Source organism: Acidovorax sp. LjRoot129 (genome assembly GCF_964253765.1).
Lineage (GTDB): Bacteria > Pseudomonadota > Gammaproteobacteria > Burkholderiales > Burkholderiaceae_C > Acidovorax.
The window spans coordinates 1,417,479-1,438,127 of the sequence record NZ_CAXUSE020000001.1; the positions used below are offsets into that span (position 1 = coordinate 1,417,479).

The 20,649-nt window shown below is 68.3% G+C and carries 17 protein-coding genes; 11 read left to right on the forward strand and 6 right to left on the reverse strand.

Features of this window, described 5'->3' with window-relative positions:
* Positions 1–93 precede the first annotated feature (93 nt).
* From ACSQ3Q_RS06555 to ACSQ3Q_RS06565, 3 genes are all read right to left on the reverse strand, one after another.
* Positions 94–1,089, reverse strand: coding sequence for a GlxA family transcriptional regulator (locus ACSQ3Q_RS06555; protein ID WP_436133599.1), 996 nt, complete (start codon positions 1,087–1,089; stop codon positions 94–96).
* 68 nt (positions 1,090–1,157) lie between these two features.
* Complete coding sequence (locus ACSQ3Q_RS06560) at positions 1,158–1,787, reverse strand: DJ-1/PfpI family protein (RefSeq protein WP_436133600.1); 630 nt, start codon at positions 1,785–1,787, stop codon at positions 1,158–1,160.
* Positions 1,788–1,814: 27 nt separating this feature from the next.
* Positions 1,815–2,612 (reverse strand): carbon-nitrogen hydrolase family protein, encoded by a 798-nt coding sequence (locus tag ACSQ3Q_RS06565; protein WP_436133601.1) that lies wholly within the window; start codon positions 2,610–2,612, stop codon positions 1,815–1,817.
* Positions 2,613–3,042: 430 nt separating this feature from the next.
* On the opposite strand from ACSQ3Q_RS06565, the gene ACSQ3Q_RS06570 reads away from it, so the two are divergent.
* On the forward strand, positions 3,043–4,179 hold the full coding sequence (locus ACSQ3Q_RS06570) for an extracellular catalytic domain type 1 short-chain-length polyhydroxyalkanoate depolymerase (RefSeq protein WP_436133602.1): 1,137 nt from the start codon (positions 3,043–3,045) through the stop codon (positions 4,177–4,179).
* 286 nt (positions 4,180–4,465) lie between these two features.
* On the opposite strand, the gene ACSQ3Q_RS06575 is transcribed toward ACSQ3Q_RS06570, so the two are convergent.
* The 3 genes from ACSQ3Q_RS06575 to purM all read right to left on the reverse strand — a co-directional run bounded on the left by ACSQ3Q_RS06575 (position 4,466) and on the right by purM (position 8,475).
* Positions 4,466–6,094: a methyl-accepting chemotaxis protein gene (locus tag ACSQ3Q_RS06575; protein ID WP_436133603.1), complete on the reverse strand. Its 1,629-nt coding sequence runs from the start codon at positions 6,092–6,094 to the stop codon at positions 4,466–4,468.
* A gap of 179 nt (positions 6,095–6,273) precedes the next feature.
* Positions 6,274–7,362, reverse strand: a complete 1,089-nt coding sequence (locus ACSQ3Q_RS06580) for an AI-2E family transporter (protein ID WP_436133604.1) — start codon at positions 7,360–7,362, stop codon at positions 6,274–6,276.
* 48 nt (positions 7,363–7,410) lie between these two features.
* Complete coding sequence (gene purM / locus ACSQ3Q_RS06585; RefSeq protein WP_436133605.1) at positions 7,411–8,475, reverse strand: phosphoribosylformylglycinamidine cyclo-ligase; 1,065 nt, start codon at positions 8,473–8,475, stop codon at positions 7,411–7,413.
* A gap of 454 nt (positions 8,476–8,929) precedes the next feature.
* Here purM and xylF point away from each other — a divergent pair, with 454 nt between their 5' ends.
* From xylF to pcnB, 10 genes are all read left to right on the forward strand, one after another.
* The gene (xylF, locus tag ACSQ3Q_RS06590; RefSeq protein ID WP_436133606.1) at positions 8,930–9,958 is read left to right on the forward strand and encodes a D-xylose ABC transporter substrate-binding protein; all 1,029 of its coding nucleotides are present in this window, start codon (positions 8,930–8,932) and stop codon (positions 9,956–9,958) included.
* 215 nt (positions 9,959–10,173) lie between these two features.
* Positions 10,174–11,307 carry a sugar ABC transporter permease gene (locus ACSQ3Q_RS06595; protein ID WP_436136950.1) on the forward strand — a complete coding sequence of 378 codons (1,134 nt, stop codon included), beginning with the start codon at positions 10,174–10,176 and terminating at the stop codon, positions 11,305–11,307.
* The gene (locus tag ACSQ3Q_RS06600; RefSeq protein WP_436133607.1) at positions 11,304–12,098 is read left to right on the forward strand and encodes an ATP-binding cassette domain-containing protein; all 795 of its coding nucleotides are present in this window, start codon (positions 11,304–11,306) and stop codon (positions 12,096–12,098) included. Before ACSQ3Q_RS06595 ends, ACSQ3Q_RS06600 begins: the two co-directional genes overlap by 4 nt.
* Positions 12,095–13,282 (forward strand): ROK family protein, encoded by a 1,188-nt coding sequence (locus ACSQ3Q_RS06605; RefSeq protein WP_436133608.1) that lies wholly within the window; start codon positions 12,095–12,097, stop codon positions 13,280–13,282. The genes ACSQ3Q_RS06600 and ACSQ3Q_RS06605 overlap by 4 nt, the downstream gene beginning before the upstream one ends.
* A gap of 15 nt (positions 13,283–13,297) precedes the next feature.
* Positions 13,298–14,746 (forward strand): xylulokinase, encoded by a 1,449-nt coding sequence (gene xylB / locus ACSQ3Q_RS06610; protein WP_436133609.1) that lies wholly within the window; start codon positions 13,298–13,300, stop codon positions 14,744–14,746.
* 55 nt (positions 14,747–14,801) lie between these two features.
* Positions 14,802–16,115 carry a xylose isomerase gene (gene xylA, locus ACSQ3Q_RS06615; RefSeq protein ID WP_436133610.1) on the forward strand — a complete coding sequence of 438 codons (1,314 nt, stop codon included), beginning with the start codon at positions 14,802–14,804 and terminating at the stop codon, positions 16,113–16,115.
* Between the two features lie 25 nt (positions 16,116–16,140).
* Complete coding sequence (locus ACSQ3Q_RS06620) at positions 16,141–17,145, forward strand: Gfo/Idh/MocA family protein (RefSeq protein WP_436133611.1); 1,005 nt, start codon at positions 16,141–16,143, stop codon at positions 17,143–17,145.
* A 374-nt stretch (positions 17,146–17,519) separates the two neighbouring features.
* Positions 17,520–18,218 (forward strand): DnaA regulatory inactivator Hda, encoded by a 699-nt coding sequence (gene hda / locus ACSQ3Q_RS06625; RefSeq protein WP_436136951.1) that lies wholly within the window; start codon positions 17,520–17,522, stop codon positions 18,216–18,218.
* Between the two features lie 46 nt (positions 18,219–18,264).
* Positions 18,265–18,990: an HAD family hydrolase gene (locus tag ACSQ3Q_RS06630; protein ID WP_436133612.1), complete on the forward strand. Its 726-nt coding sequence runs from the start codon at positions 18,265–18,267 to the stop codon at positions 18,988–18,990.
* A gap of 44 nt (positions 18,991–19,034) precedes the next feature.
* Positions 19,035–20,645, forward strand: coding sequence for a polynucleotide adenylyltransferase PcnB (pcnB, locus tag ACSQ3Q_RS06635; RefSeq protein ID WP_436133613.1), 1,611 nt, complete (start codon positions 19,035–19,037; stop codon positions 20,643–20,645).
* Positions 20,646–20,649: the final 4 nt, after the last annotated feature.

Genomic DNA, 20,649 nt, shown 5'->3' on the forward strand with positions numbered 1-20,649 from the left:
CTGAGGCTCAATGCCTCCCGCTGCGTAGGCCCCTCAGCGGCGCAGCGTCATAGAGCCATTGCACTGCAGCTTGGCAGCGCTGCCCCAGCGATTTCAGTGGGCCCGGGCGCCCCCACGCGACGGCGTGCCGCTCCGGCCGAACTGGTGCCAGGCGCGGCGCAGTTGGGTGTCGGAGCTGAAGCCCGCCATCTGCGCTGCCTGGGTCCCGTTGCGCCCGGACTGCAGCGCGGCCTCGGCCGTGGCCAGGCGGATGCGGCGCAGGTAGGCCAGCGGCGCGATGCCGGCGTGTTCCAGAAACAGGCGTGTGAGGTGCCGCGGCGAGGTGTGCGCCACCTCGGCCATGGCGGGCACGCTCCACTCGGCCTGCGGCTGCAGGCCCACGGCGTCCTGCACGCGGTGCAGCGCGGCGTGCAGGTGGTTGCGGTGGTGCAGAAAGGGCGAGAACTGTGGGTCGTCCGGCCCGCGGCGCAGGCCGATCACCATGGCCTGCGCCACCTGCACGGCCACCGTGGGGCCACACAGGTCGGAGATGCGGTGCAGCAGCAGATCGATGCCGGTGGTGACGCCCGCGCTGGTGTAGACGGGGCCATCGGTCACGAACACGCGGTTGGCTGCCACGTCGCAGCGCGGGTCCACCTCGGCCAGCTCGTCCAGGTGCAGGTGGTGCGTGGTGGCGCGCCGGCCGGTGAGCAAGCCCGCATGCGCGGCCAGCACCGCGCCGGCGCACACGGTGACCAGCTCCAGCTGCCCGGCCACCGGGCGCAGGCCACGCAGCCAGTGCAGCAGCGCCTGGGCCTCGCTGCCGCTCACATCAATGCGCTGGCCCACCAGGCCGACCAGCACCACCCAGGCAGGGTTGGGCAGGGTCGCAGGCAGTGGCGCCAGCCCGCTGATCGCGACACCCACCGACGTCATCGACTCGGGCGTGGGGCTCACAAAGTGCTGCACAAACCGCTCGGGCAGGCCGCGCGCACGCAGCGTCTGGTTGGCGATGCGCAGCGCCTCGGCCGGGCCCGCCCAGTCCAGCACCAGGCTGCCGGGCAGCAGGGCGAAGTAGACGTGGATGGGGGAGGGCGGGGTGTCGTGCATCATGGGTTTGTGGCGGCTTCCAAGGTCAATGGCACTCTTTTAACCGGTCACGTCGACGCAGTGTGCCTTCAAGGCAGGGTGTTCCACGGGGTGTCCATCTGCCGTGCGGTGCGTTCCGACAGGGCTGCGCCCGCCAAACGCGTGACGAGGTGCAGGCTCATGTCGATGCCCGCGCTGATGCCGGCGGATGTGACGAGCGCGCCCCGGTCCACCCAGCGCACGTTTTCTTGCACGTCCAGGGCCGGGAACTGCGCGCGCAGGTCGGCAATGTCTTCCCAGTGGGTGGTGACGGCACCTTCGGTGACCACGCCGGCTGCCGCCAGGATGAACGCGCCGGTACACACCGACGCCGTGATCTGCGCGCCGCGCGCCGCCTGTGCCACCCAGGCGCGGGTCTCGGCGCAGGCTGCAGCGGCATCGATCACACCGCCGGGCACGATGAGCACATCGGGCTTGAGGGCCGTGGCGAAGTCGGCGTCTGGCAACACACGCAGGCCGGCGCGGGCCTGCACGGGCGCCAGGCTGCGGGCCACACACTGCACGGCAAAGGGGGCGGGTGCGCCGGGCTGCAAACGCTGCTGCATGCGGGTTGCGGTGGTGAACACTTCGTACGGGCCCCCCAGGTCCAAGGCTTCCACTTCGTCAAAGACGAGGATGGCGATCTGCAGGGGGTGATGGGCTGGGGTGGTTTCGGTCATGGTGCGGCGGCAGGTAGGAGGTGGGTGTCAGGCTTCGGTTGGGATCTGGCCTCGGGTGGCAGAAAACACGTAGCGTGGATAGGTGGCCTGCGCGTCCGTCACTGCCTGCAGATCCACATCGACGGTGCAAAACGGCTGCTCGGGCGTGGTGCGCGCGAGCAGCACGCCGTCGGGGCTGATGACCCAGCCGGCGCCGCCGTAGGTGCCGGCCGCAGCGTCCACGCGGTTGGACGACAGGCTGAACGCACCCGTGCGCACGGCGGCCACGGTGCCCACGGCCAGCCACTTGGCGGTGGTGGCAGCGGCCGTGGCGCGGGGCGACAGGATGGCCTGCACGCCGCCCTGTGCGGCGTAGTCACCGTAGGTTTCCAGGGCCCAGAGCTCAGAGCAGATGTTGAGCCCGAACGCCAGCGGGCCGGCGTCAAACCGGGGGAAGGCCGCGTCGCCACGCTCGAACCAGTGCGCCTCCCAGCCGCCGGGCTCGTCGGGCAGATGGAACTTGCGCCGCAGCGGCACATAGCCGCCCTGCAGTGACCACGCAAAACCTTCGTTGAAGCGCCGGCCGCCCACCGTGACCGGGCGTGCGCCCACCACACAGTCGGCGCCCAGCTCGTGCAGGCGCTGCTGCCAGGCATCGCTGAGCGCCACGGCGGCGTCCCAGCGCGCGGGGTCCATGGGCAGGGTCTCCCAGACGGGTTCGATGAAGGCGAACTCGGGCAGCAGCACCAGCTCGGACCGCTCGGCGCGGGTGTGCGCGCAGAGCGCGGCCCAGGCGGGGTCGAGCAGGGCGGGCAGGTGGGGCAATTCACAGACGGTGGCGCGCATGGGTGGGTCCTTTGGAGGGCGGGGAAAAGAGGGGCGGGGGGTGACAGGGACCGGCGGTCGGTGAAAACCAATCACTATCAGACAGGAGTGGATGACTTTCTGAATCCAGGGGAAACCTGTTATTGCCTATATTGCCTGCGCTGTGGAGCATGCGTCCGAACTGCATGGGACAGGTTTCGATCAATTTAGGCCACTGCTGGCGGCGTCCGGGGCTAAGCCGCTACCAGAGCGCGCTAGAGGGCTATGAAATATTGATAAAAATGGCTGCCAGCGCTTGCTGGATAAGGAATTGCAGCTATCAAATTAATAGTTTTCCGCTCCTGAAGCCAGATGCTGTTAAGGTGGTTAGGGTTTTCCCTGCTGTGGCGGTAGGCCGCCTGCCGTCCCCTTTGCTGACTTTTGGCCGCAACACGATCCCACACGACACACCATGGCCCGACGTTCTCGCCTGTTCTCCCTGTCAGCGCTGACGCGGGCGTACCAGCGCAACCTCAAGGCGCTGGTGCGTGCCACGCGGCCCGCACCCGCCAAGCGGCGCAAGGCGGTGGCCGCCAAGCCCCTGCTGAAGGACACGCCGGCCACTGCGCGCCGGTCTGCGGCTGGGGCGCCTCGTGCCGCGGCGCGCAAACCGCGCAGCGTGGCGCCTGCCGAATGGGTGGCCGGCGTTGCGCCCGGGCCTGCCGGTGCGCGGCGCTACCACCTCTTTGTGCCGCCCGGCCTTGCGCCGCTGCCGGGCGAGACCTTTCCATTGCTGGTCATGCTGCACGGCTGTGGCCAGACGGGCCGGGACCTGGCCGCCTCATCGCGCATGAACCGGCTGGCCGCCCGCGAGCGTTTTCTGGTGCTGTACCCCGAGCAGGAACGTGTGGCCAACGCCCATGGCTGCTGGAACTGGTTTGAGCGGCGCAATGGCAAGGCCGACGCCGAGGCCGCCACGCTGCTCGCGGCGGTCGACAAGGTGGCCAAGCGTTATCCCGTCGACCTCTCGCGCGTGGCAGTGGCGGGCCTGTCGGCCGGCGCCAGCATGGCGGTGCTGATGGCCGCGCTGTACCCGCACCGGTTTTGCGCCGTGGCCATGCATTCGGGCGTGGCGCCGGGCACGGCCGAATCGGCTGCCACCGCCATCGCCGCCATGCACGGGCGGCGCGATGCGCACCTGCCCGTGGCGATCTTGCCGCAGGTGCCCACGCAGGCAGCCGCCGCGGCGGGGGGCACCGTACTCGGCGCGGCGCAGCCTGCAGCGCTGCCCCCCTTGCTGGTGCTGCACGGCGATGCCGATGGTGTCGTGTCGGTGCGCAACGCGGCGGCCACCGCGTCGCTGTGGGCGCAGACGCTGGGCGCGCGGGCCGGCCCCGTGCGCACCCTGCAGCGCGGCCAGCGCCACGCCACGCAGGTGACGGAGTTCAAGGCGCGCGGCCGCACCGTGGTGGCATTGCGCGAAGTGGTGGGCCTGGCCCACGCCTGGAGCGGCGGTGCCGCCGACCACTCGTACAGCGATCCGGCCGGCCCCGATGCGTCAGCGCTGGTCTGGGCCTTTGTGGCGCGGCAGTTCAGTGCCAAAAAATGAATAAAAATGGGGTCTAGCGCTTGATGTATAAGCGCTAGTAGCTATGTATTTTATAGCAAACAGCGCTGGGCCCCTGCAGCCTGAGCCCGCAGCGTTTTTGCGCGCTGCGGTCGGTGCCGCCCGTGGGCGCGGCCGCCTGGCAAGGGCAGCGGCGGGCTGCCACCAAGCCATCTCCCTCCCTGCAGCGTGCGCCGCAGCATCGAGCGTGGCGCCCTGGCCCCGTTGTCGGCGCCTTGCCGCCCCCCCGCCAGCGCACCGCTGCCTCATCGCAACGGGCGCTGCACCGTCAGCGCAACTGGCGCTGCCCCGTGGCCGCCCCACCCGCACCGGCGAGCGCGGCGTGTGACGCAGTCGTAGCGCCTGCGCCATGCGCGCCGCCTTGCAGGTGAAACGCCGCCACCACCTGCTGTAACTCGTGCGCGTGCTGCTGCAGCGAGGCGGCTGCGGCCGTCGCTTCTTCCACCAGCGCGGCGTTCTGCTGCGTGCCCTGGTCCATTTGCGACACCGCCTGGTTGATCTGCTCGATACCGTCTGTCTGCTCGCGGCTGGCCTGGCTGATCTCTTCGATCACCGAGGACACCCGCTGCACGCTGTCCACTACGTTCTGCATGGTGGCCCCGGCCTCTTGCGCCAGCTGGGCGCCGGCCTTGACCTGCTCGGCCGAGTTGCCGATCAGCGCCTTGATCTCCTTGGCGGCCTCGGACGAGCGCTGCGCGAGGCTGCGCACCTCGCTGGCCACCACGGCAAAGCCCCGGCCTTGTTCGCCCGCCCGAGCGGCCTCCACCGCGGCGTTCAGCGCGAGGATGTTGGTCTGGAAGGCGATGCCTTCGATGACGCCGGTGATGTCAGACACCTTGCGCGATGACGCATCGATCGAGCCCATGGTCTGCACCACCTTCTCGACCACCGCGCCGCCCTTGCGCGCCACCTCGGACGCCGACTGCGCCAGCACGCTCGCCTGGCGCGCGTTGTCGGCGTTCTGCTTCACGTTGGATGTCATCTCTTCCATCGACGCGGCAGTCTGCTGCAGCGCGCTGGCCTGCGACTCGGTGCGGGCCGACAGGTCCTGGTTGCCCAGAGCGATCTCTTGCGACGCACCGGCAATGTGTTCGGTGCCGTCGCGCACGCGCTGCACGATGCGGTGCAGGCTGCCCTGCATCGCCTGCATGTCCACCATCAGGCTCGACGTGTCGCCCGTGCGTGTGGCCACCGCCACCGACAGATCACCTTCAGCAATGCTGCGGGCAATGCTGCGCGCATAGTCGGGCTCGCCCCCCAGCTGGTGCAGCAGGTTGCGCGAGATCAGCGTGCCCACCACCAGCAGCGCCGCGCCCAGCACCAGCGCGATGGCGCCAAAGCCCAGCGCGCGCTGCCAGATGGCGGTGTTGACGGTGTCGATGTACACGCCCGAGCCGATCACCCAGCCCCAGGGCGCAAAGCCTTTGACGTAGGAGGTTTTTTCCACCGGCGTGTCGCTGCCCGCCTTGGGCCAGAGGTAGGGCACAAACCCCGCACCGCTCGCCTGCACGGTGCGCACGAACTCGACAAACAGCTGCTTGCCGTTGGGGTCCTTGTTGGCAGTGAGGTCCTGGCCGTTGAGCTCGGGCCGGATGGGGTGCATGACCATGCGCGGGTGCATGTCGTTGATCCACAGGTATTCGTTGCCGCTGTAGCGCAGCGCCTGGATCGCCGCGGCGGCGCGCTTGCGGGCTTCGTCGTCCGGCATGCCGCCCTTGGTGCTCAGCTCATGAAAATGCGTGGCGATGCCATGTGCCGCCTCGACCACCTGGCGCACGCCGGTCTGCCGCTCTTCCAGGATCAGCTTGCGCTCGGAGATCAGGAACCAGGCTGTCATCACCGCGATGCCGAGCACTGCGCTCAGCACCAAAAGAGCGAGTTTTCTTGCGATGGTCATGAAAAACCTTTGTCTGCGGCAGAACGCACCGCGCCGCCTCAGGTTACTGCCGGATACATGCGCCCCCGCTTGGCACAAACCCGCATGGATGCTGGGCGCGGGGAGATCTGAGCAGGCGCGGCGGGCGCAAAAAAGCCCGGTCGGGCCGGGCTTTGCGCAGCAGCAGGGAAGCCAGGCGGCTACACCAGCCGCGCGGCCACCAGTTCTTTCTTGAGGTAGGCATAAAACAACGGTGCTGCCACCAGCCCCGCCGGCCCAAACACCGCTTCGGCCACGAACATCACCGACAGCAGCTCCCACACCCCCATCTGCGTGCGCCGGCCCACGACCTTGGCGTTGATCACGTACTCGGCCTTGTGGATCAAGATCAAGAAGCCCAGGCAGGCCGCCGCCGCCAGTGGCGACACCGACAGCCCCACGATGGTGATGACCACGTTGCACACCAGGTTGCCGACGATGGGCACCAGCCCCGCGATAAACGTGAAGGTGATGAGCACCGGCGTGTAGGGCAGCTCCAGATTCCACAGCGGCAAGATGAACAGCAGGAACAGCGCGGTCAGCAGGGTGTTGAACGCCGCAATCCAGAACTGGGCCGCCACGATCTGGCGGAAGGCCTCGCCGAACAGCGTGATCCGCAGCGTGAGCTGCTGGGCCAGTGGGCCGCGGGCCAGCACCGGCGGTCGTACCGCAGCCAGCGCGCCGATCAGCAGGCCCACATAGGCAAACAGCACCCCGGCCAGCCACGCACGCCCTGCAATCGCCAGTGCACCGGCCTTGGCGGCCAGGTAGTTGGCGATCATGCGTTGGATGTCGGCAGCGCCTTCGGGCAGGTGGGCGGCCATGTCGGCCGGCAGCTTCAGGCGCAGCTCCAGCACCGTGCGCGCCATGTAGTTCAGCAGCTCGCGGTATTGCTGCGGTGCATCGACCAGGTAGCCGCGCGAATGCGTGAGGCCGGCAGCCAGCAGCGCCAGCGGCAGCAGCATGACGATGGCCGCTGCCACCACCTGCGCCGCGCGCACCCCCCGGGTGGTAGGCGTGCTGGCCCGGCGCTGGACGCGCGTCAGGCCGCGGGTGAGCCAGCGGGTGAGCAAAAAGCCCAGGCACACGCACAGCAGGCCCGGCAGCAGCCCGCGCCACATCACGAGCAGCAGCGCGCCCGCCATCAGCAAATAGCTGGCCACAACGATGCCCCTGCTCAGCGGCCGGGGCGGCAGCGTGGTGGGTTCGGGCTGCGGGGCGAGCGCAGGCAGTGGAGGGCGCTGCGCCATGCGCGGGCGGCTCTGGACGGGTGTCGGTAGTTCAGCAGGGCCGGCGGCTCAGGCGACGACCACGGCCGCACCTTCGCCGCGCGCCGCGATCGTGCCGATCGTGTACACCTGCTCGCCCGCGGCGCGCAGCGTGGCGGCAGTCGCTTCGGCTGCAGCCGCGTCCACTACCACCACCATGCCGATGCCGTTGTTGAACGTGCGGTTCATCTCGATGTCGTCGATGCCGGCGGTCTTTTGCAGCCAGGCGAACAGCTCGGTCTGGGGCCAGCTGCCCTTCTTGAGGTGGGCGGCGGTGCCTTCAGGCAGCACGCGGGGAATGTTCTCGAGCAGGCCACCACCGGTGATGTGGGCCAGGGCTTTGATGCCGCCGGCATCCTGCGTATGCGGGTGGGCAGCCAGCGCAGCCAGCACGTTCTTCACGTACAGGCGGGTGGGCTCCATGATGGCCTGCTTGAAGGGCTTGCCGTCCAGCGTGGCCGGGGCGGTGGCGCCTGCGCGCTCGATGCACTTGCGCACCAGGCTGAAGCCGTTGGAGTGCACGCCGTGGCTGGCCAGGCCCAGCACCACGTCGCCAGGCTTCACGTCCTGGCCGGTCAGGATCTTGGCCTTTTCGACCGCACCGACGGCAAAACCGGCCAAGTCGTATTCGCCTGCGGGGTACATGCCAGGCATTTCAGCGGTTTCGCCGCCGATCAGCGCGCAGCCGGACAACTCGCAGCCTTTGGCAATGCCGCCGATCACGGCCGCTGCGGTGTCCACATCGAGCTTGCCGCAGGCGAAGTAATCAAGAAAGAACAGGGGCTCGGCGCCCTGCACCAGCACGTCGTTCACGCTCATGGCCACCAGGTCGATGCCCACCGTGTCGTGCATGTTCCATTCGAACGCCAGCTTGAGCTTGGTGCCCACGCCATCGGTGCCAGACACCAGCACAGGCTCCTTGTAGCGCTTGGGCACTTCGAACAAAGCGCCAAACCCACCGATGCCCGCCAGCACCCCTTCGCGCATAGTCTTCTTGGCCAGCGGTTTGATGCGCTCGATCAGCGCGTCGCCCGCGTCGATGTCAACGCCGGCGTCTTTGTAGGAGATGGGGGTGGAGGAGGCAGAGGAGCTCATGGAAGGGGCTTTGGTGCTGGTAGACCCGCCGGGCGGGCTGGAATCCGGGGATTTTAAGCGGCGCGCCACCCTCGGCTTTCGCAGCCCTGCCGGGGCGGGGGCTATGGGGCGCCAATCAATGCGGTACGCACGCTCGCGCACATGCCCTCACGACAGCAAGAACCTGTCGCAATGCATGGGCGTGACATTGATTGCTGCAGGGGTGTTCCCGCTGGGCGAACTAATAAGTTCACTCATCAAACTATGTCGGGTTTGCCCGGATGTGTGCACCCGTACGATCCTTTCATAATTAGTTCGTCGTCCGCACTATGTCGGGTTGAAGTCGTTGCCGGGCACCGGAAAACCCGTGCAACGGACTGCAGCCTGCAGGGTTCAGCGAGAGGGATCGCGGCGCGACAGTCGACGTCGTTCACACCAACCAAGGCCCGCACGAGGCCAATCAATGGAGACAAGAATGAAATTGAAGACAACCTTGACCGCCCTGGCAGCCCTGGTGCTGGGCCTGTCCAGCGCCAGTGCGTTCGCCCAGGTGGTGGGCGTGAGCTGGTCCAACTTCCAGGAAGAGCGCTGGAAGACCGACGAGAAAGCCATCAAGGACCAACTGACCAAGCTGGGCGCCAGCTACATCAGTGCCGATGCGGGCGGCTCGCCCGAAAAGCAGCTGTCCGACGTCGACTCCCTCATCGCCAAGGGCGCCAAGGTGCTGATCGTGCTGGCGATGGACAAGGACGCCATCCTGCCCGCCGTCAACAAGGCCGCGCAGCAGAAGATCCCGGTCGTGGCCTATGACCGCCTGATCGAGGCCCCGGGCGTGTTCTACATCACCTTCGACAACGTCGAGGTCGGCCGCATGCAGGCCCGCGCCGTGTTCGAGGCCAAGCCCAAGGGCAACTACGTGATGATCAAGGGCTCGCCCACCGACCCCAACGCCAACTTCCTGCGCGGCGGACAGCAGGAGGTGATCGAGGCGGCCGTCACCAAGGGCGACATCAAGATCGTCGGCGAGGAATACACCGAAGGCTGGAAGCCCGAGGTCGCGCAAAAGAACATGGAGCAGATCATCACCAAGAGCGGCGGCAAGATCGACGCCGTGGTGGCCTCCAACGACGGCACGGCCGGCGGTGTGGTGGCGGCGCTGACAGCTAAGGGCATCAAGGGCATCCCGGTGTCCGGCCAGGACGGCGACCATGCCGCGCTCAACCGCGTGGCCCAGGGCTCGCAGACGGTGTCGGTCTGGAAGGATGCCCGCGACCTGGGCCGCGACGCCGCAGCCGCCGCGGTCGCACTGGCCAAGGGGCAGAAGGTGGCGGGCGCACAAACCTGGAACGGCGGCGAGAAGAAGGTGCCGCTGCAGACGCAGTTCCTGAAACCCGTGCCCATCACCGCCAAGAACCTCGACCTGGTCGTGAAGGCCGGCTGGATTCAGAAAGACGCGTTGTGCAAGGGCGTGGACGCTGCCAAGGCGCCGGCCGCCTGCAAGTGAGCCCGGCGCGGCGCTGCGTACGGCCCGCTTGCTGAACAACACGTTTCGAAGCTCCCGGACCGGGAGCGGGGCCCCGCTGTGCGCGCCGTGGCGCGTGCAGAGCGGGCTGCCAGCCTGACTGCTTCCCGGTCCTTTCTTATTTCTGGCGGAGTGCGCTTGTGAGTCCTGTTCCCCATGCCTTCAGGCAGCTGGCCATCGACTGGCGGTTGGTGCTGATGGGCGCCGTGCTAATGGCCACGGCCATCGTGTTCAACATCCTCTCGGGCGGCTTGTTCCTGTCGCCCGAGAACCTCTACAACATTGCCCAGCAGACTGCTGTGGTCGGCATCGTGGCCACGGTGGTGGTGCTGGTGATCGTGGCGCGCCACATCGATCTCTCGGTGGGCTCGGTGATGGGTTTTGTCGGCGTGCTGATCGCTACGCTGATGTACACCGCCGGCTGGCACTGGGTGGCGGCGTCGCTGGCCGGGCTGGCGGTGGCGATCGGTGTGTCGCTCTACCAGGGCGCGCTCACGGCGATGCTCGGGGTGCCGTCGTTCGTGGTCACGCTGGGTGGGCTGATGTCGTTTCGCGGCGCGGCCTTCATGGTGGCCGACGGCAAGACCCAGCCGGTCAGCGACAGTTTCTTTCAGCGCCTGGGCGGCGGCTTCGATGGCGCCATCGGCGTGCAGGCCAGCTGGGTGCTGGCTTTGGTGCTGGTGGTGGCGCTGGGCTTGAAGACCTGGCTGCGGCGCCGGGCCAAGGCCTCGTATGGCGTGCCCAACCCGGCGCTGTGGCTGGATGCGCTGGTGGCAGCCGTGCCAGCGGTGATCGCCGTGGGCTTTGTCGCCACGATGAACGCGTACCAGATCCCCACCAAGGACGCGCCGCAGGGCGTGCCCATCCCCGTGCTCATCTGGGGGGGCGTGGCGGTGGTGCTGTCGTTCATCGTGCGGCGCACGCGCTTTGGGCGCTACGTGTTCGCCATCGGCGGCAACCCGGAGGCCGCGGCCCTGGTCGGCATTCCGGTGCGGCGCGTCACGCTGATGCTGTTTGCGCTGATGGGCGTGCTCATCACGATTGCGGCGATGGTCTCGATTGCGCGGCTCAACGCCGGCACCAATTCGCTGGGCACCGGCATGGAGCTGTTCGTGATCGCGGCGGCCGTGATCGGCGGCACGGCGCTTGCGGGCGGCAGCGGCTCCATCCTGGGGTCGGTGCTGGGGGCGCTCATCATGCAGAGCATCGACAGCGGGCTCTTGCTGCTCGACATCTCGATCGGCCTGCGCTACGTGATCATCGGGCAGGTGCTGATCGCGGCCGTGGTGTTCGACGTGGTGTACCGCCGCCTGACGGGAGACACCGCATGAACGCGCCCCTCGTGGAGATGCGCGGCATCCGCAAGTCGTTTGGCGGTGTGCGGGCGGTGGACGATGTCAGCCTCAACCTGTACCCGGGCGAGGTGGTGGCCCTGCTGGGGCACAACGGCGCGGGCAAGTCCACGCTGATGAAGATGCTGGCCGGCGCCTACCCCATCGACAGCGGCGAAGTGCTGGTGCAGGGGCAGAGCGCCCACATCCGCACGCCGGCCGACGCGCAGCGGCTGGGCATCGAATCCATCTACCAGACGCTGGCGCTCGCCGACAACCTGGACGCGGTGGCCAACCTGTTTCTGGGCCGTGAGCTGCTCACCCGCTGGAACACGCTGGACGACCACCGCATGGACGCCGAAGCCCGCAAGGTCTTCGAGCGCCTGAACAAGAACTTCCGCAACGTGCGCACGCCGGTGCGGCGCCTCTCGGGCGGGCAGCGCCAGGTGGTAGCCATCTCGCGGGCCATCTACTTCAACGCCCGCATCCTGATCATGGACGAGCCCACCGCCGCGCTGGGCCCCGAGGAGACCGCCATGGTGGGCCGCCTGGTGCGCCAGCTCAAGGCAGACGGCGTGGGCATCTTCCTCATCACCCACGACATGCCCGACGTGTTCGGGCTCAGCGACCGCCTGGCGGTGATGAAGAACGGGCGCATGGTGGGCGCCTACCGCACTGCAGACGTCACCGAGGACGAGGTTCTGGGCATGATCATCGCAGGCAAACAACCCGAAGGAAAAGCGCAGGCCCACCGCTTGGGCGAGCCTGCGCCGACCCCCACACCCGCATGAAGACCACCGGCGACCAGCAACTTGTCAAACGCATCAACCGCAGCGTGCTGCTGCGGCTGCTGCGCCAGCGCGGAAGCCTGTCCCGCGCCCAACTGGCCAGCGAAAGCGGCCTGACCAAATCCACCGTGAGCCTGCTGGTGCGGGAGCTGATCGACGAAGGCTGGCTCGCCGAAACCGGGCTGGCCGCCGCGCAAGGCATGGGCCGCCCGTCCACACCGCTGCGCCTGGACGGCAGCCGCCGCGCCATGGTGGGCGTGGAGATCGGCGTCGAGTCGCTGCGGGTGGTGGGCGTGTCGGTCACCGGCGAGGTGCTGTGCGCGGCCGAGGCGCCCCTGGCCGACCGCGACCCCGCCGCCGTGTGCCGCCAGGTGGCGGCGCTGGTGCTGCGCACGCAGGCCGAACTGGCGGCCAGGCCGGTCACCGTGTCGGGCGTGGGTATCGGCGTGCCCGGCGCTTTCGACGAGGCTACAGGCACCATCCGCTTTGCGCCCAACCTGGGCTGGCGCGACGTGGCCTTTCTGCCGCTGATCACGCGCGCCCTGGCCGATGTGGGCAGCCCGCCGGTGGCGGTGCATGTGCAGAACGAGGCGGACACCGCCGCGCTCAGCGAGTACGAGTTTGCAGATGGTGAAGCGACGGACTCGCTGATCTTCGTGACCTGCGGCGTGGGCGTGGGGGCGGGCATCGTGCTCAACGACCGGCTGTTCACCGGGCTGCAGGGCATGGCCGGCGAAATCGGCCACAGCATTTTGCAGATCGACGGGCCACTGTGTTCGTGCGGACGCAAGGGGTGTGCCGAGACTTTCTTCGGGGCACGTGCCCTGGAGCGCGAGAGCGACCCTGCGCGCGGCGGCGTGTTTCTGGGCGTGGTGCTGCAAAACCTCTGGACCACCTTCAACCCCGGCGCCCTGGTGGTGGGCGGGCCCTCGTGCGAGCGGTATCCCGGCATCGTGCGGCAGGCCCGCGACACGCTTGATGCGTACGCCGCCAGCGCCGGCGTGGCGGCGCCCAGCGTGCGCGCGGCCCGCTACGGCCTGCTGGCCTCGGCTGTGGGCGCGGCCGCGCTGGTGCTGCACCACGAGCTGCGGCCCATGCACTCACCGGTAGTCACCGCACTGGAGGGGGCCGAGGAGGACTTGGTTTCGTCATCGGCAGGCGGCACGCCGCCCCCTGATATTCACTGAACGCACCTATCCACCATGTACATCGGCATCGATATCGGCACCTCGGAAGTGAAGGCCCTTCTGCTCGGCCCGGACCAGCAGGTGCTGGGCACTGCAGGCGCACCCCTTTCCCTGTCGCGCCCCCACCCTGGCCACAGCGAGCAGAACCCGGCCGACTGGTGGGCGGCCACCCAGGACGCACTGGCCAGCCTGCGGGCGGTGCACTCGCAGGAGTACGCAGCCACCGAGGCCATCGGCCTGTCGGGCCAGATGCATGGCGCGGTGCTGCTCGATGCACACGACCGCGTGTTGCGCCCCGCCATCCTCTGGAACGACACGCGCAGCGCCGAGGAGTGCGCGGAGATGATGCGCGAGCTGCCTGCGCTGAGCGGTCTGGGCGGCAGCCTGGCCATGCCCGGCTTTACGGCACCCAAGCTGCGCTGGGTGGCACGCCACGAGCCCGCGGTGTTCAGGCAGATCGCCAAGGTGCTGCTGCCCAAGGACCATGTGCGCCTGATGCTGACCGGCGAGCACGTGAGCGACCTTTCCGACGCAAGCGGCACCCTGTGGCTCGATGTGCAGCGCCGCGACTGGTCGGATGAACTGCTCGCGCTGACTGGCCTGGCGCGCCGGCACATGCCGCGCCTGGTGGAAGGCAGCGCAGTGAGCGGGCGCCTGCGGGCCGATGTGGCGCAGTCCCTGGGCCTGCGGCCCGGCACGGTGGTGGCCGGTGGCGCGGGCGACAACGCCGCCAGCGCCGTGGGCATGGGCGCGGTGCAGCCCGGCCAGGGTTTCCTGTCGCTGGGCACCAGCGGCGTGCTGTTTGTGGTCACGCCGCACTACCAGCCCAATGCCGCCAGTGCCACGCACGCGTTCTGCCACGCGGTGCCGGGCCGCTGGCACCAGATGAGCGTGATGCTGGCCGCCGCCAGCGCGCTGCAGTGGGTGGCCCACCTGCTGGGCGCTGCGGACGCGGGCGAGGTGGCCGCACGCGCCGCGGCGCTGAGCGCCCACGACCGTGAGGCAGCGCCGGTGTTCTTGCCGTATCTCAGCGGCGAGCGCACGCCCCACAACGATGCCCGGGTGCGCGGCAGCTTCCATGGGCTGGATATGGACACCGACGCCGCACGCCTGGGCTATGCGGTGATGGAGGGCGTGAGTTTTGGCCTGCTGGACGGCCTCGCTGCCTTGCATGCCGCGGGCAGCGAGGTGTCGCGCCTGTCGTTGGTGGGCGGTGGCGCCCGCAGCGCCTTCTGGGCGCAGATGCTGGCCAGCGCGCTGGATGTAGAGATCGTGACCCACGGCGGCTCGGCCGTGGGCGGCGCACTGGGCGCGGCCCGCCTGGGCGCATTGAGCGTCGGCACCCCCATCGAGTGGGCGTGTCTGCCGCCGCCCATCGACACCGTGTACCACCCCGACGCCGTCGAGCACGCACTGCTGGCGCCGCGCCATGCCCTGTTTCGCAGCCTGTACCGCAAGCCCTGATGTCCCGAGGCATGTCCTGAGCCATCTTCTGTCCTTAGCCTTAGCCGAGAACCCCATGAGCACCTACTTCTCCGAAATTTCCCCCATTGCCTACAAAGGCCCCGAGTCCACCAATCCGCTGGCCTTCAAGTGGTACGACAAAGACCGCGTGGTGCTGGGCAAGCGCATGGAAGAGCAGCTGCGCTTTGCCGTGTGCTACTGGCACAGCTTCTGCTGGAACGGCCTGGACCCGTTTGGTGGCGACACCTTCCAGCGACCCTGGCAGCACATGGCCGACCCGATGGCCGCCGCCAAGGCCAAGGCCGATGTGGCGTTCGAGTTCTTCCGCAAACTCGGGGCGCCCTACTACTGCTTCCACGACCGTGACGTAGCCCCCGAAGGCGCCACCCCGCGTGACAGCGTGAACAACCTGCGCGAGATGGTGGACATCCTCGGCGCCAAGCAGGCTGAGACTGGCATGAAGCTGCTGTGGGGCACGGCCAACCTGTTCAGCCACCGCCGCTTCATGTCGGGCGCGGCCACCAACCCCAACCCCGAAATCTTTGCGCTGGGTGCCCTGCAGGTCAAAGAAGCCATGGACGCCACGCTGAAGCTGGGCGGCGCCAACTACGTGCTGTGGGGTGGCCGCGAAGGCTATGAGACCCTGCTCAACACCCGCATCGGCCACGAACTGGACCAGATGGGCCGCTTCCTGAACATGGTGGTGGAGTACAAGCACAAGATCGGTTTCAAGGGCACCATCCTGCTGGAACCCAAGCCGCGCGAACCCTCCAAGCACCAATACGACTTTGACAGCGCCACGGTCTACGGCTTCCTGTGCCGCTACGGCCTGGAGAAAGAAATCAAGGTCAACATCGAAGCCAACCACGCCACCCTGGCGGGCCACAGCTTCGAGCATGAAATCGCCACCGCAGTGGACCTGGGCATCTTCGGCTCGATCGACATGAACCGCGGCGACATGCAGTGCGCCTGGGACACCGACCAGTTCCCCAACAGCATTCCCGAGACGGCGCTGGCCATGTACACCATCATGCAGGGGGGCGGCTTCGTCAATGGCGGTGTGAACTTTGACGCCAAGGTGCGCCGCCAGTCCATCGACCCCGAAGACATGTTCCACGGCCACATTGGCGGCATGGACGTGACGGCCCGCGCACTGCTGATCGCAGAAAAGATGATCAACGACGGCAAGCTGGCCAGGCTGGTGGACGACCGCTATGCGGGCTGGAGCGCCGCGTTTGGCCAGGATGTGCTGGGCGGCCGGCTGGGGCTGGACCAGGTGGCTACCCGTGTGCTGGAGCGCAACCAGGACACGTTGCCGGTCTCCGGGCGGCAGGAGCTGCTCGAGAACCTGCTCAACAGCTATCTTTGAATCACCTTCTGAACAGGGAGCGCGCATGAAACCGGTGGTATGGGGGGTACTGAGCACGGCCAGGATTGGTATGCAGCATGTGATCCCCGCCCTGATGGCGAGCCCGCTGGTTGAGCTGCGCGCGATCGCCTCGCGCTCGCTGCCGGCCGCTCTGGAGGCCGCGCGGTCCCTGGGCATTGCCCAGGCCTACGGCAGCTACGAAAAGCTGCTGGCCGACCCGGCCATCGAGGCTGTCTACAACCCGCTGCCCAACCATCTGCACGTGCCGCTGACGCTGCACGCGGCGGCCGCCGGCAAGCATGTGTTGTGCGAGAAGCCGGTGGCGCTCAGTGCGGCAGAGGCCGAGCTGCTCAGGGCCGCCGGCAGCCGTGTGCACATCGAAGAAGCCTTCATGGTGCGCCACCACCCGCAGTGGCAACGCGCCCGCGAGCTGGTGCACGAAGGGCGCATTGGCACGCTGCGCGCGGTGCAGGTGTTCTTTTCGTACTTCAACAACGATGCCGGCAATATCCGCAACCAGCCCGGTATGGGTGGCGGGGCGCTCTTCGACATTGGTTGCTATGCGGTTCTGGCGGGGCGCTATCTGTTCGAGGGCGAGCCCCTGCGCGCTGTTTCGCTGGTGGACCGCGACCCGCAACTCGGAACCGACCGGCTCACCAGCGCCTTGCTGGACTTTGGCGCCGGCAGGCAGGCGACTTTTACGGTGTCGACGCAGAGCGTGCGTTTTCAAAGGGTGCAGGTCGTGGGCACGAAGGGCCGCATCGAACTGTTCATCCCGTTCAATGCGGTGCGGGGCGGCGAGATGCGCTTGGCGGTGGACGACGGCGGGCCGCTGGATGGAAGCGGCGTCACCGTCGAAACCTTGCCGGCCTGCGACCAGTACCAGCTGCAGGTCGAGGCATTTTCCCGGCAGGTGCGCGAAGGCGCGGGTCCGCAGCCCAGCGGGATCGATGGCGCGGTGGCCCAGGCGCGGGTGATCGATGCACTTTGGCTGTCCGAGCGCTCGGGGCGCTGGGAAGCGGTTGCCTGAAGCGGCGCGCGGCTGAAAGGGGCCGACGCTGAGGCGCGGCCCCACCCGGCCAATCGCCCGGGCGCAAGACGCTGGCGCGCAGGGCTGAGCACAGGGCGGCCTTCCGTTTCCAGGGCGAGGCCGGCTTGGTGCCGGGGGGCATTTGCGGCAGACTAAAATCGCGCGATTGCCGCCAAACGGTCCCTGCCAGCCAGGAGCGTGGCGGCATTGCGCCCGAAGCCGCTTTTTCGCCGCGCCCCGCCCGCCGCAGTTCCCCACGGCCAGGGGCCTTCCAATTCCACTGTGATGCCGCTGCCGACCCGATTCCTGCCCGCTGCTCCCAGATCCGCCCACCTGGGCCTGCCCCCGCTGCCGCGGCGGCGCGGCGCATGATGATGAAGCAGCTGGCGCTGGACATTGGCCTGGCCACCGGGCCCACGCTGGGGCGGTTTTATGCCGGCCCCAACGAAGCGGCCTTGCAGCACCTGCGGCTGGCGGTGGGCGAGGGCAGCAGCCAGGCCACCCGCTCCCCCGTGCCCACCTACCTGTGGGGCGAGCCGGGCAGCGGCAAGACGCATTTGCTCCAGGCCGTGCGCCAGGCCCTGCGTGAGCAAAGTGGCAGTGTCGGCTGGCTCGACCCCTCGGTGGCGGAACCGCCCGAGTTCGACGACCGCTGGGCCTGCGTGGTGATGGACGACGTGCACCTGTACAGCACCGCCCAGCAGGCCACGGCGTTCAACTGGTTCGTCAACGCCATCAGTCCGGCCAGCGGCAGCCAGCGCTGGGTGCTGGCCGCCGGCAACCTGCCCCCGGCCGACCTGCCCCTGCGCGACGACCTGCGAAGCCGCCTGGGGTGGGGCCATGTGTTCCAACTGCAGCTGCTGAACGAGGCCGAGCGCCGGTCGGTGCTGCGCCAGGAGGCAGACGCCCGCGGCGTGTTCCTGGGCGATGAGGTGATGGACTACATGCTCAACCGCTTCTCGCGCGACCTGGGCAGCCTGATGCTGCTGCTCGACCAGCTCGATGCCTTTGCGCTTCGCACCCAGCGGGCGATCACCATCCCCCTGCTCAAGACGATGCTGGAATCAGAGTGATGCCTTCTACCGTCCTAAGTGCCCCGTTTGCCTTTTGTGAACCTGAATGACCTCTGATACCCGCCGTCTGCGGCTTGCGCTGTTCGACCTTGACCACACGCTGCTCCCGCTCGACTCCGACTACGAGTGGGGCGAGTTCACCATCCGCATCGGCTGGAACGACCCGGTGGAGTTTGCGCGCCGCAACGACGAGTTCTATGCCCACTACCAGGCGGGCACCCTCAACGTGCACGACTATGTGCGGTTCGCGACCGAGGCCGTGCGCCAGCGCGGGCCAGAGGCCTCGGCCGCGGCCCATGCGCAGTTCATGCGCGAGGTGATTGGCCCGGCCATCCAGCCCCAGGCGCTCAAGCTGGTCCGCGAACACCAGGAAGCGGGCGACACGGTGCTGATCGTCACCGCCACCAACGAGTTCGTCACCCGCCCCATCGCGAAGGCGCTGGGGGTGGAGGATGCAGCCCTGCTGGCCGTGCAGCTGGTGCGCGACCCGCTCACCGGCTGGTACACCGGCGAGATCGACGGCGTGCCGACCATGCGCGAGGGCAAGGTGCGCCGCATGGAGGCCTGGCTGGCCGAGCGCGGGCTCACCTGGAGCGATGTGGACAGCACCTTCTACAGCGATTCCATGAACGACGTGCCCCTGCTCGACAAGGTGACCCACGCTGTGGCAACCAACCCCGACCCGCGCCTGCGCGCGCTGGCCCAGGAGCGTGGCTGGCGCATACTGGACCTGTTCCCGAAGACCGACGCCAGCCAGGACACTGCTTCCTGAAACACCGCGCCTCGGCGCCAGACCCATTGCTTCACCGCTGACCCATGATCAAGAAGTTCATCGACAAACTGCTGGGCAAATCGACCCCCGGCACCTCCGGCGGCAAGCCGCATTTCGGCAAGCGCGAAGAGGTGCCCGCCACCGTGCATGGCATCAACCCCGAGCTGGTGGACCGCCGGGCTGCCGAAGTGGTGGCCACGCTCAAGCAGGCCGGCTACGAGGCCTACATCGTGGGCGGTGCGGTGCGCGACCTGCTGCTGGGGTTGCGCCCCAAGGACTTCGACGTGGCCACCAACGCCACGCCCGAGCAGGTCAAGGGGCTGTTTCGCCGCGCCTTCATCATCGGCAAGCGCTTTCGCATCGTGCACGTGGTGCATGGCCGGGGCCGCGAACATGAGGTGATCGAGGTCTCTACCTTCCGCGCCTACCTCGACAACGCCGCCGCCGGGCAGGTCAGCGGCAACGAGAAGACGTCCAAGGCGGCCCTTGCGGGCATGCAACATGCCGTGGACGCGTCGGGCCGCGTGCTGCGCGACAACGTCTGGGGCCCGCAGGACGAGGACGCCACGCGCCGCGACTTCACCGTGAACGCCATGTATTACGACCCGGTCAGCCAGATCGTGGTGGACTACCACAAGGGTTTGCAGGACGCCAAGAAAAAGACGCTGCGCATGATTGGCGACCCTGCCACGCGCTACCGCGAAGATCCGGTGCGCATCATCCGCGCCGTGCGCTTTGCGGCCAAGCTGAGCGCGCTGGGCTTCACCATCGAAGCCAAGACCGCCGCGCCTCTGGTGCAGTCGCAGCTGCTGCTGGCCGAAGTGCCGCAAAGCCGCATGTTTGACGAAATGCTCAAGCTGCTGCAGACCGGCCACGCCATCGCCACCATCGAGCAGCTGCGCAAGCTGGGCATGGCCAAGGGCATTTATCCACTGCTGGACGTGGCGGTGGAGCGTGCCGACACCCCTTTCGTGAAGGCCGCGCTGCTCGACACCGACCGCCGCGTGAACGAAGGCAAGCCTGTGGCCCCGAGCTTCCTGCTCGCCTGCGTGTTGTGGGAAGACGTGCGCAAGAGCTGGACGGACCGCCTCGCCCAGCGCCAGCACCCGCTGCCGGCGCTGCAGGACGCCATCGACGACGTGTTCGACAAGCGCATCGGTGACGTGTCGGGCCGCGGCAAGCTGGCTGCCGACATGCGGGAGATCTGGGTCATGCAGCCCCGCTTTGAAAAGCGCGTGGGCAGCACGCCGTTTGGCATGGTGATCCAGCCGCGCTTCCGTGCGGGCTTCGACTTTTTGCGCCTGCGCGCCGATGTGGGCGAGGTGGACGAGGCCCTGGCCGAGTGGTGGCAGGACTTCCAGGGCGCCGACGACGAGCGCCGTGAAGACCTGATGGACCAGGCCAAGGAAGAACAAAAGAGCCGCCAGAAGTCCCAGCAGGCCGTCGTCAAGCGCGTGCCCCGCCCGGCCCCAGCTGCCTCGGCGGCCGGCCGAGAGGGTGGCGATTCTGGCGAGCGGGATGCCGATGACGGTGCCCCAGAGCTCGCCGGCGAAGGTGCTGCAGCCCCAAAGAAGCGCCGCCGCCGTCGCCGCAAGCCCGGCGGTGGCGAGAGCGCGGGCGGCGACGCTGTTGCCGGCCCGGCATCGGACGCCTGACCCG

What these genes read in the sequence shown, in the direction of transcription:
- xylF (WP_436133606.1), top strand. Translation starts at nt 8,930, where the DNA reads ATGAAATTGAAGACAACCTTGACCGCCCTGGCAGCCCTGGTGCTGGGC.
- ACSQ3Q_RS06580 (WP_436133604.1), bottom strand. Translation starts at nt 7,362, where the DNA reads ATGGCGCAGCGCCCTCCACTGCCTGCGCTCGCCCCGCAGCCCGAACCC.
- hda (WP_436136951.1), top strand. Translation starts at nt 17,520, where the DNA reads ATGAAGCAGCTGGCGCTGGACATTGGCCTGGCCACCGGGCCCACGCTG.
- ACSQ3Q_RS06565 (WP_436133601.1), bottom strand. Translation starts at nt 2,612, where the DNA reads ATGCGCGCCACCGTCTGTGAATTGCCCCACCTGCCCGCCCTGCTCGAC.
- ACSQ3Q_RS06600 (WP_436133607.1), top strand. Translation starts at nt 11,304, where the DNA reads ATGAACGCGCCCCTCGTGGAGATGCGCGGCATCCGCAAGTCGTTTGGC.
- xylA (WP_436133610.1), top strand. Translation starts at nt 14,802, where the DNA reads ATGAGCACCTACTTCTCCGAAATTTCCCCCATTGCCTACAAAGGCCCC.
- purM (WP_436133605.1), bottom strand. Translation starts at nt 8,475, where the DNA reads ATGAGCTCCTCTGCCTCCTCCACCCCCATCTCCTACAAAGACGCCGGC.
- ACSQ3Q_RS06630 (WP_436133612.1), top strand. Translation starts at nt 18,265, where the DNA reads ATGACCTCTGATACCCGCCGTCTGCGGCTTGCGCTGTTCGACCTTGAC.
- ACSQ3Q_RS06560 (WP_436133600.1), bottom strand. Translation starts at nt 1,787, where the DNA reads ATGACCGAAACCACCCCAGCCCATCACCCCCTGCAGATCGCCATCCTC.
- ACSQ3Q_RS06570 (WP_436133602.1), top strand. Translation starts at nt 3,043, where the DNA reads ATGGCCCGACGTTCTCGCCTGTTCTCCCTGTCAGCGCTGACGCGGGCG.
- ACSQ3Q_RS06620 (WP_436133611.1), top strand. Translation starts at nt 16,141, where the DNA reads ATGAAACCGGTGGTATGGGGGGTACTGAGCACGGCCAGGATTGGTATG.
- ACSQ3Q_RS06595 (WP_436136950.1), top strand. Translation starts at nt 10,174, where the DNA reads ATGGGCGCCGTGCTAATGGCCACGGCCATCGTGTTCAACATCCTCTCG.
- ACSQ3Q_RS06605 (WP_436133608.1), top strand. Translation starts at nt 12,095, where the DNA reads ATGAAGACCACCGGCGACCAGCAACTTGTCAAACGCATCAACCGCAGC.
- xylB (WP_436133609.1), top strand. Translation starts at nt 13,298, where the DNA reads ATGTACATCGGCATCGATATCGGCACCTCGGAAGTGAAGGCCCTTCTG.
- ACSQ3Q_RS06575 (WP_436133603.1), bottom strand. Translation starts at nt 6,094, where the DNA reads ATGACCATCGCAAGAAAACTCGCTCTTTTGGTGCTGAGCGCAGTGCTC.
- ACSQ3Q_RS06555 (WP_436133599.1), bottom strand. Translation starts at nt 1,089, where the DNA reads ATGCACGACACCCCGCCCTCCCCCATCCACGTCTACTTCGCCCTGCTG.
- pcnB (WP_436133613.1), top strand. Translation starts at nt 19,035, where the DNA reads ATGATCAAGAAGTTCATCGACAAACTGCTGGGCAAATCGACCCCCGGC.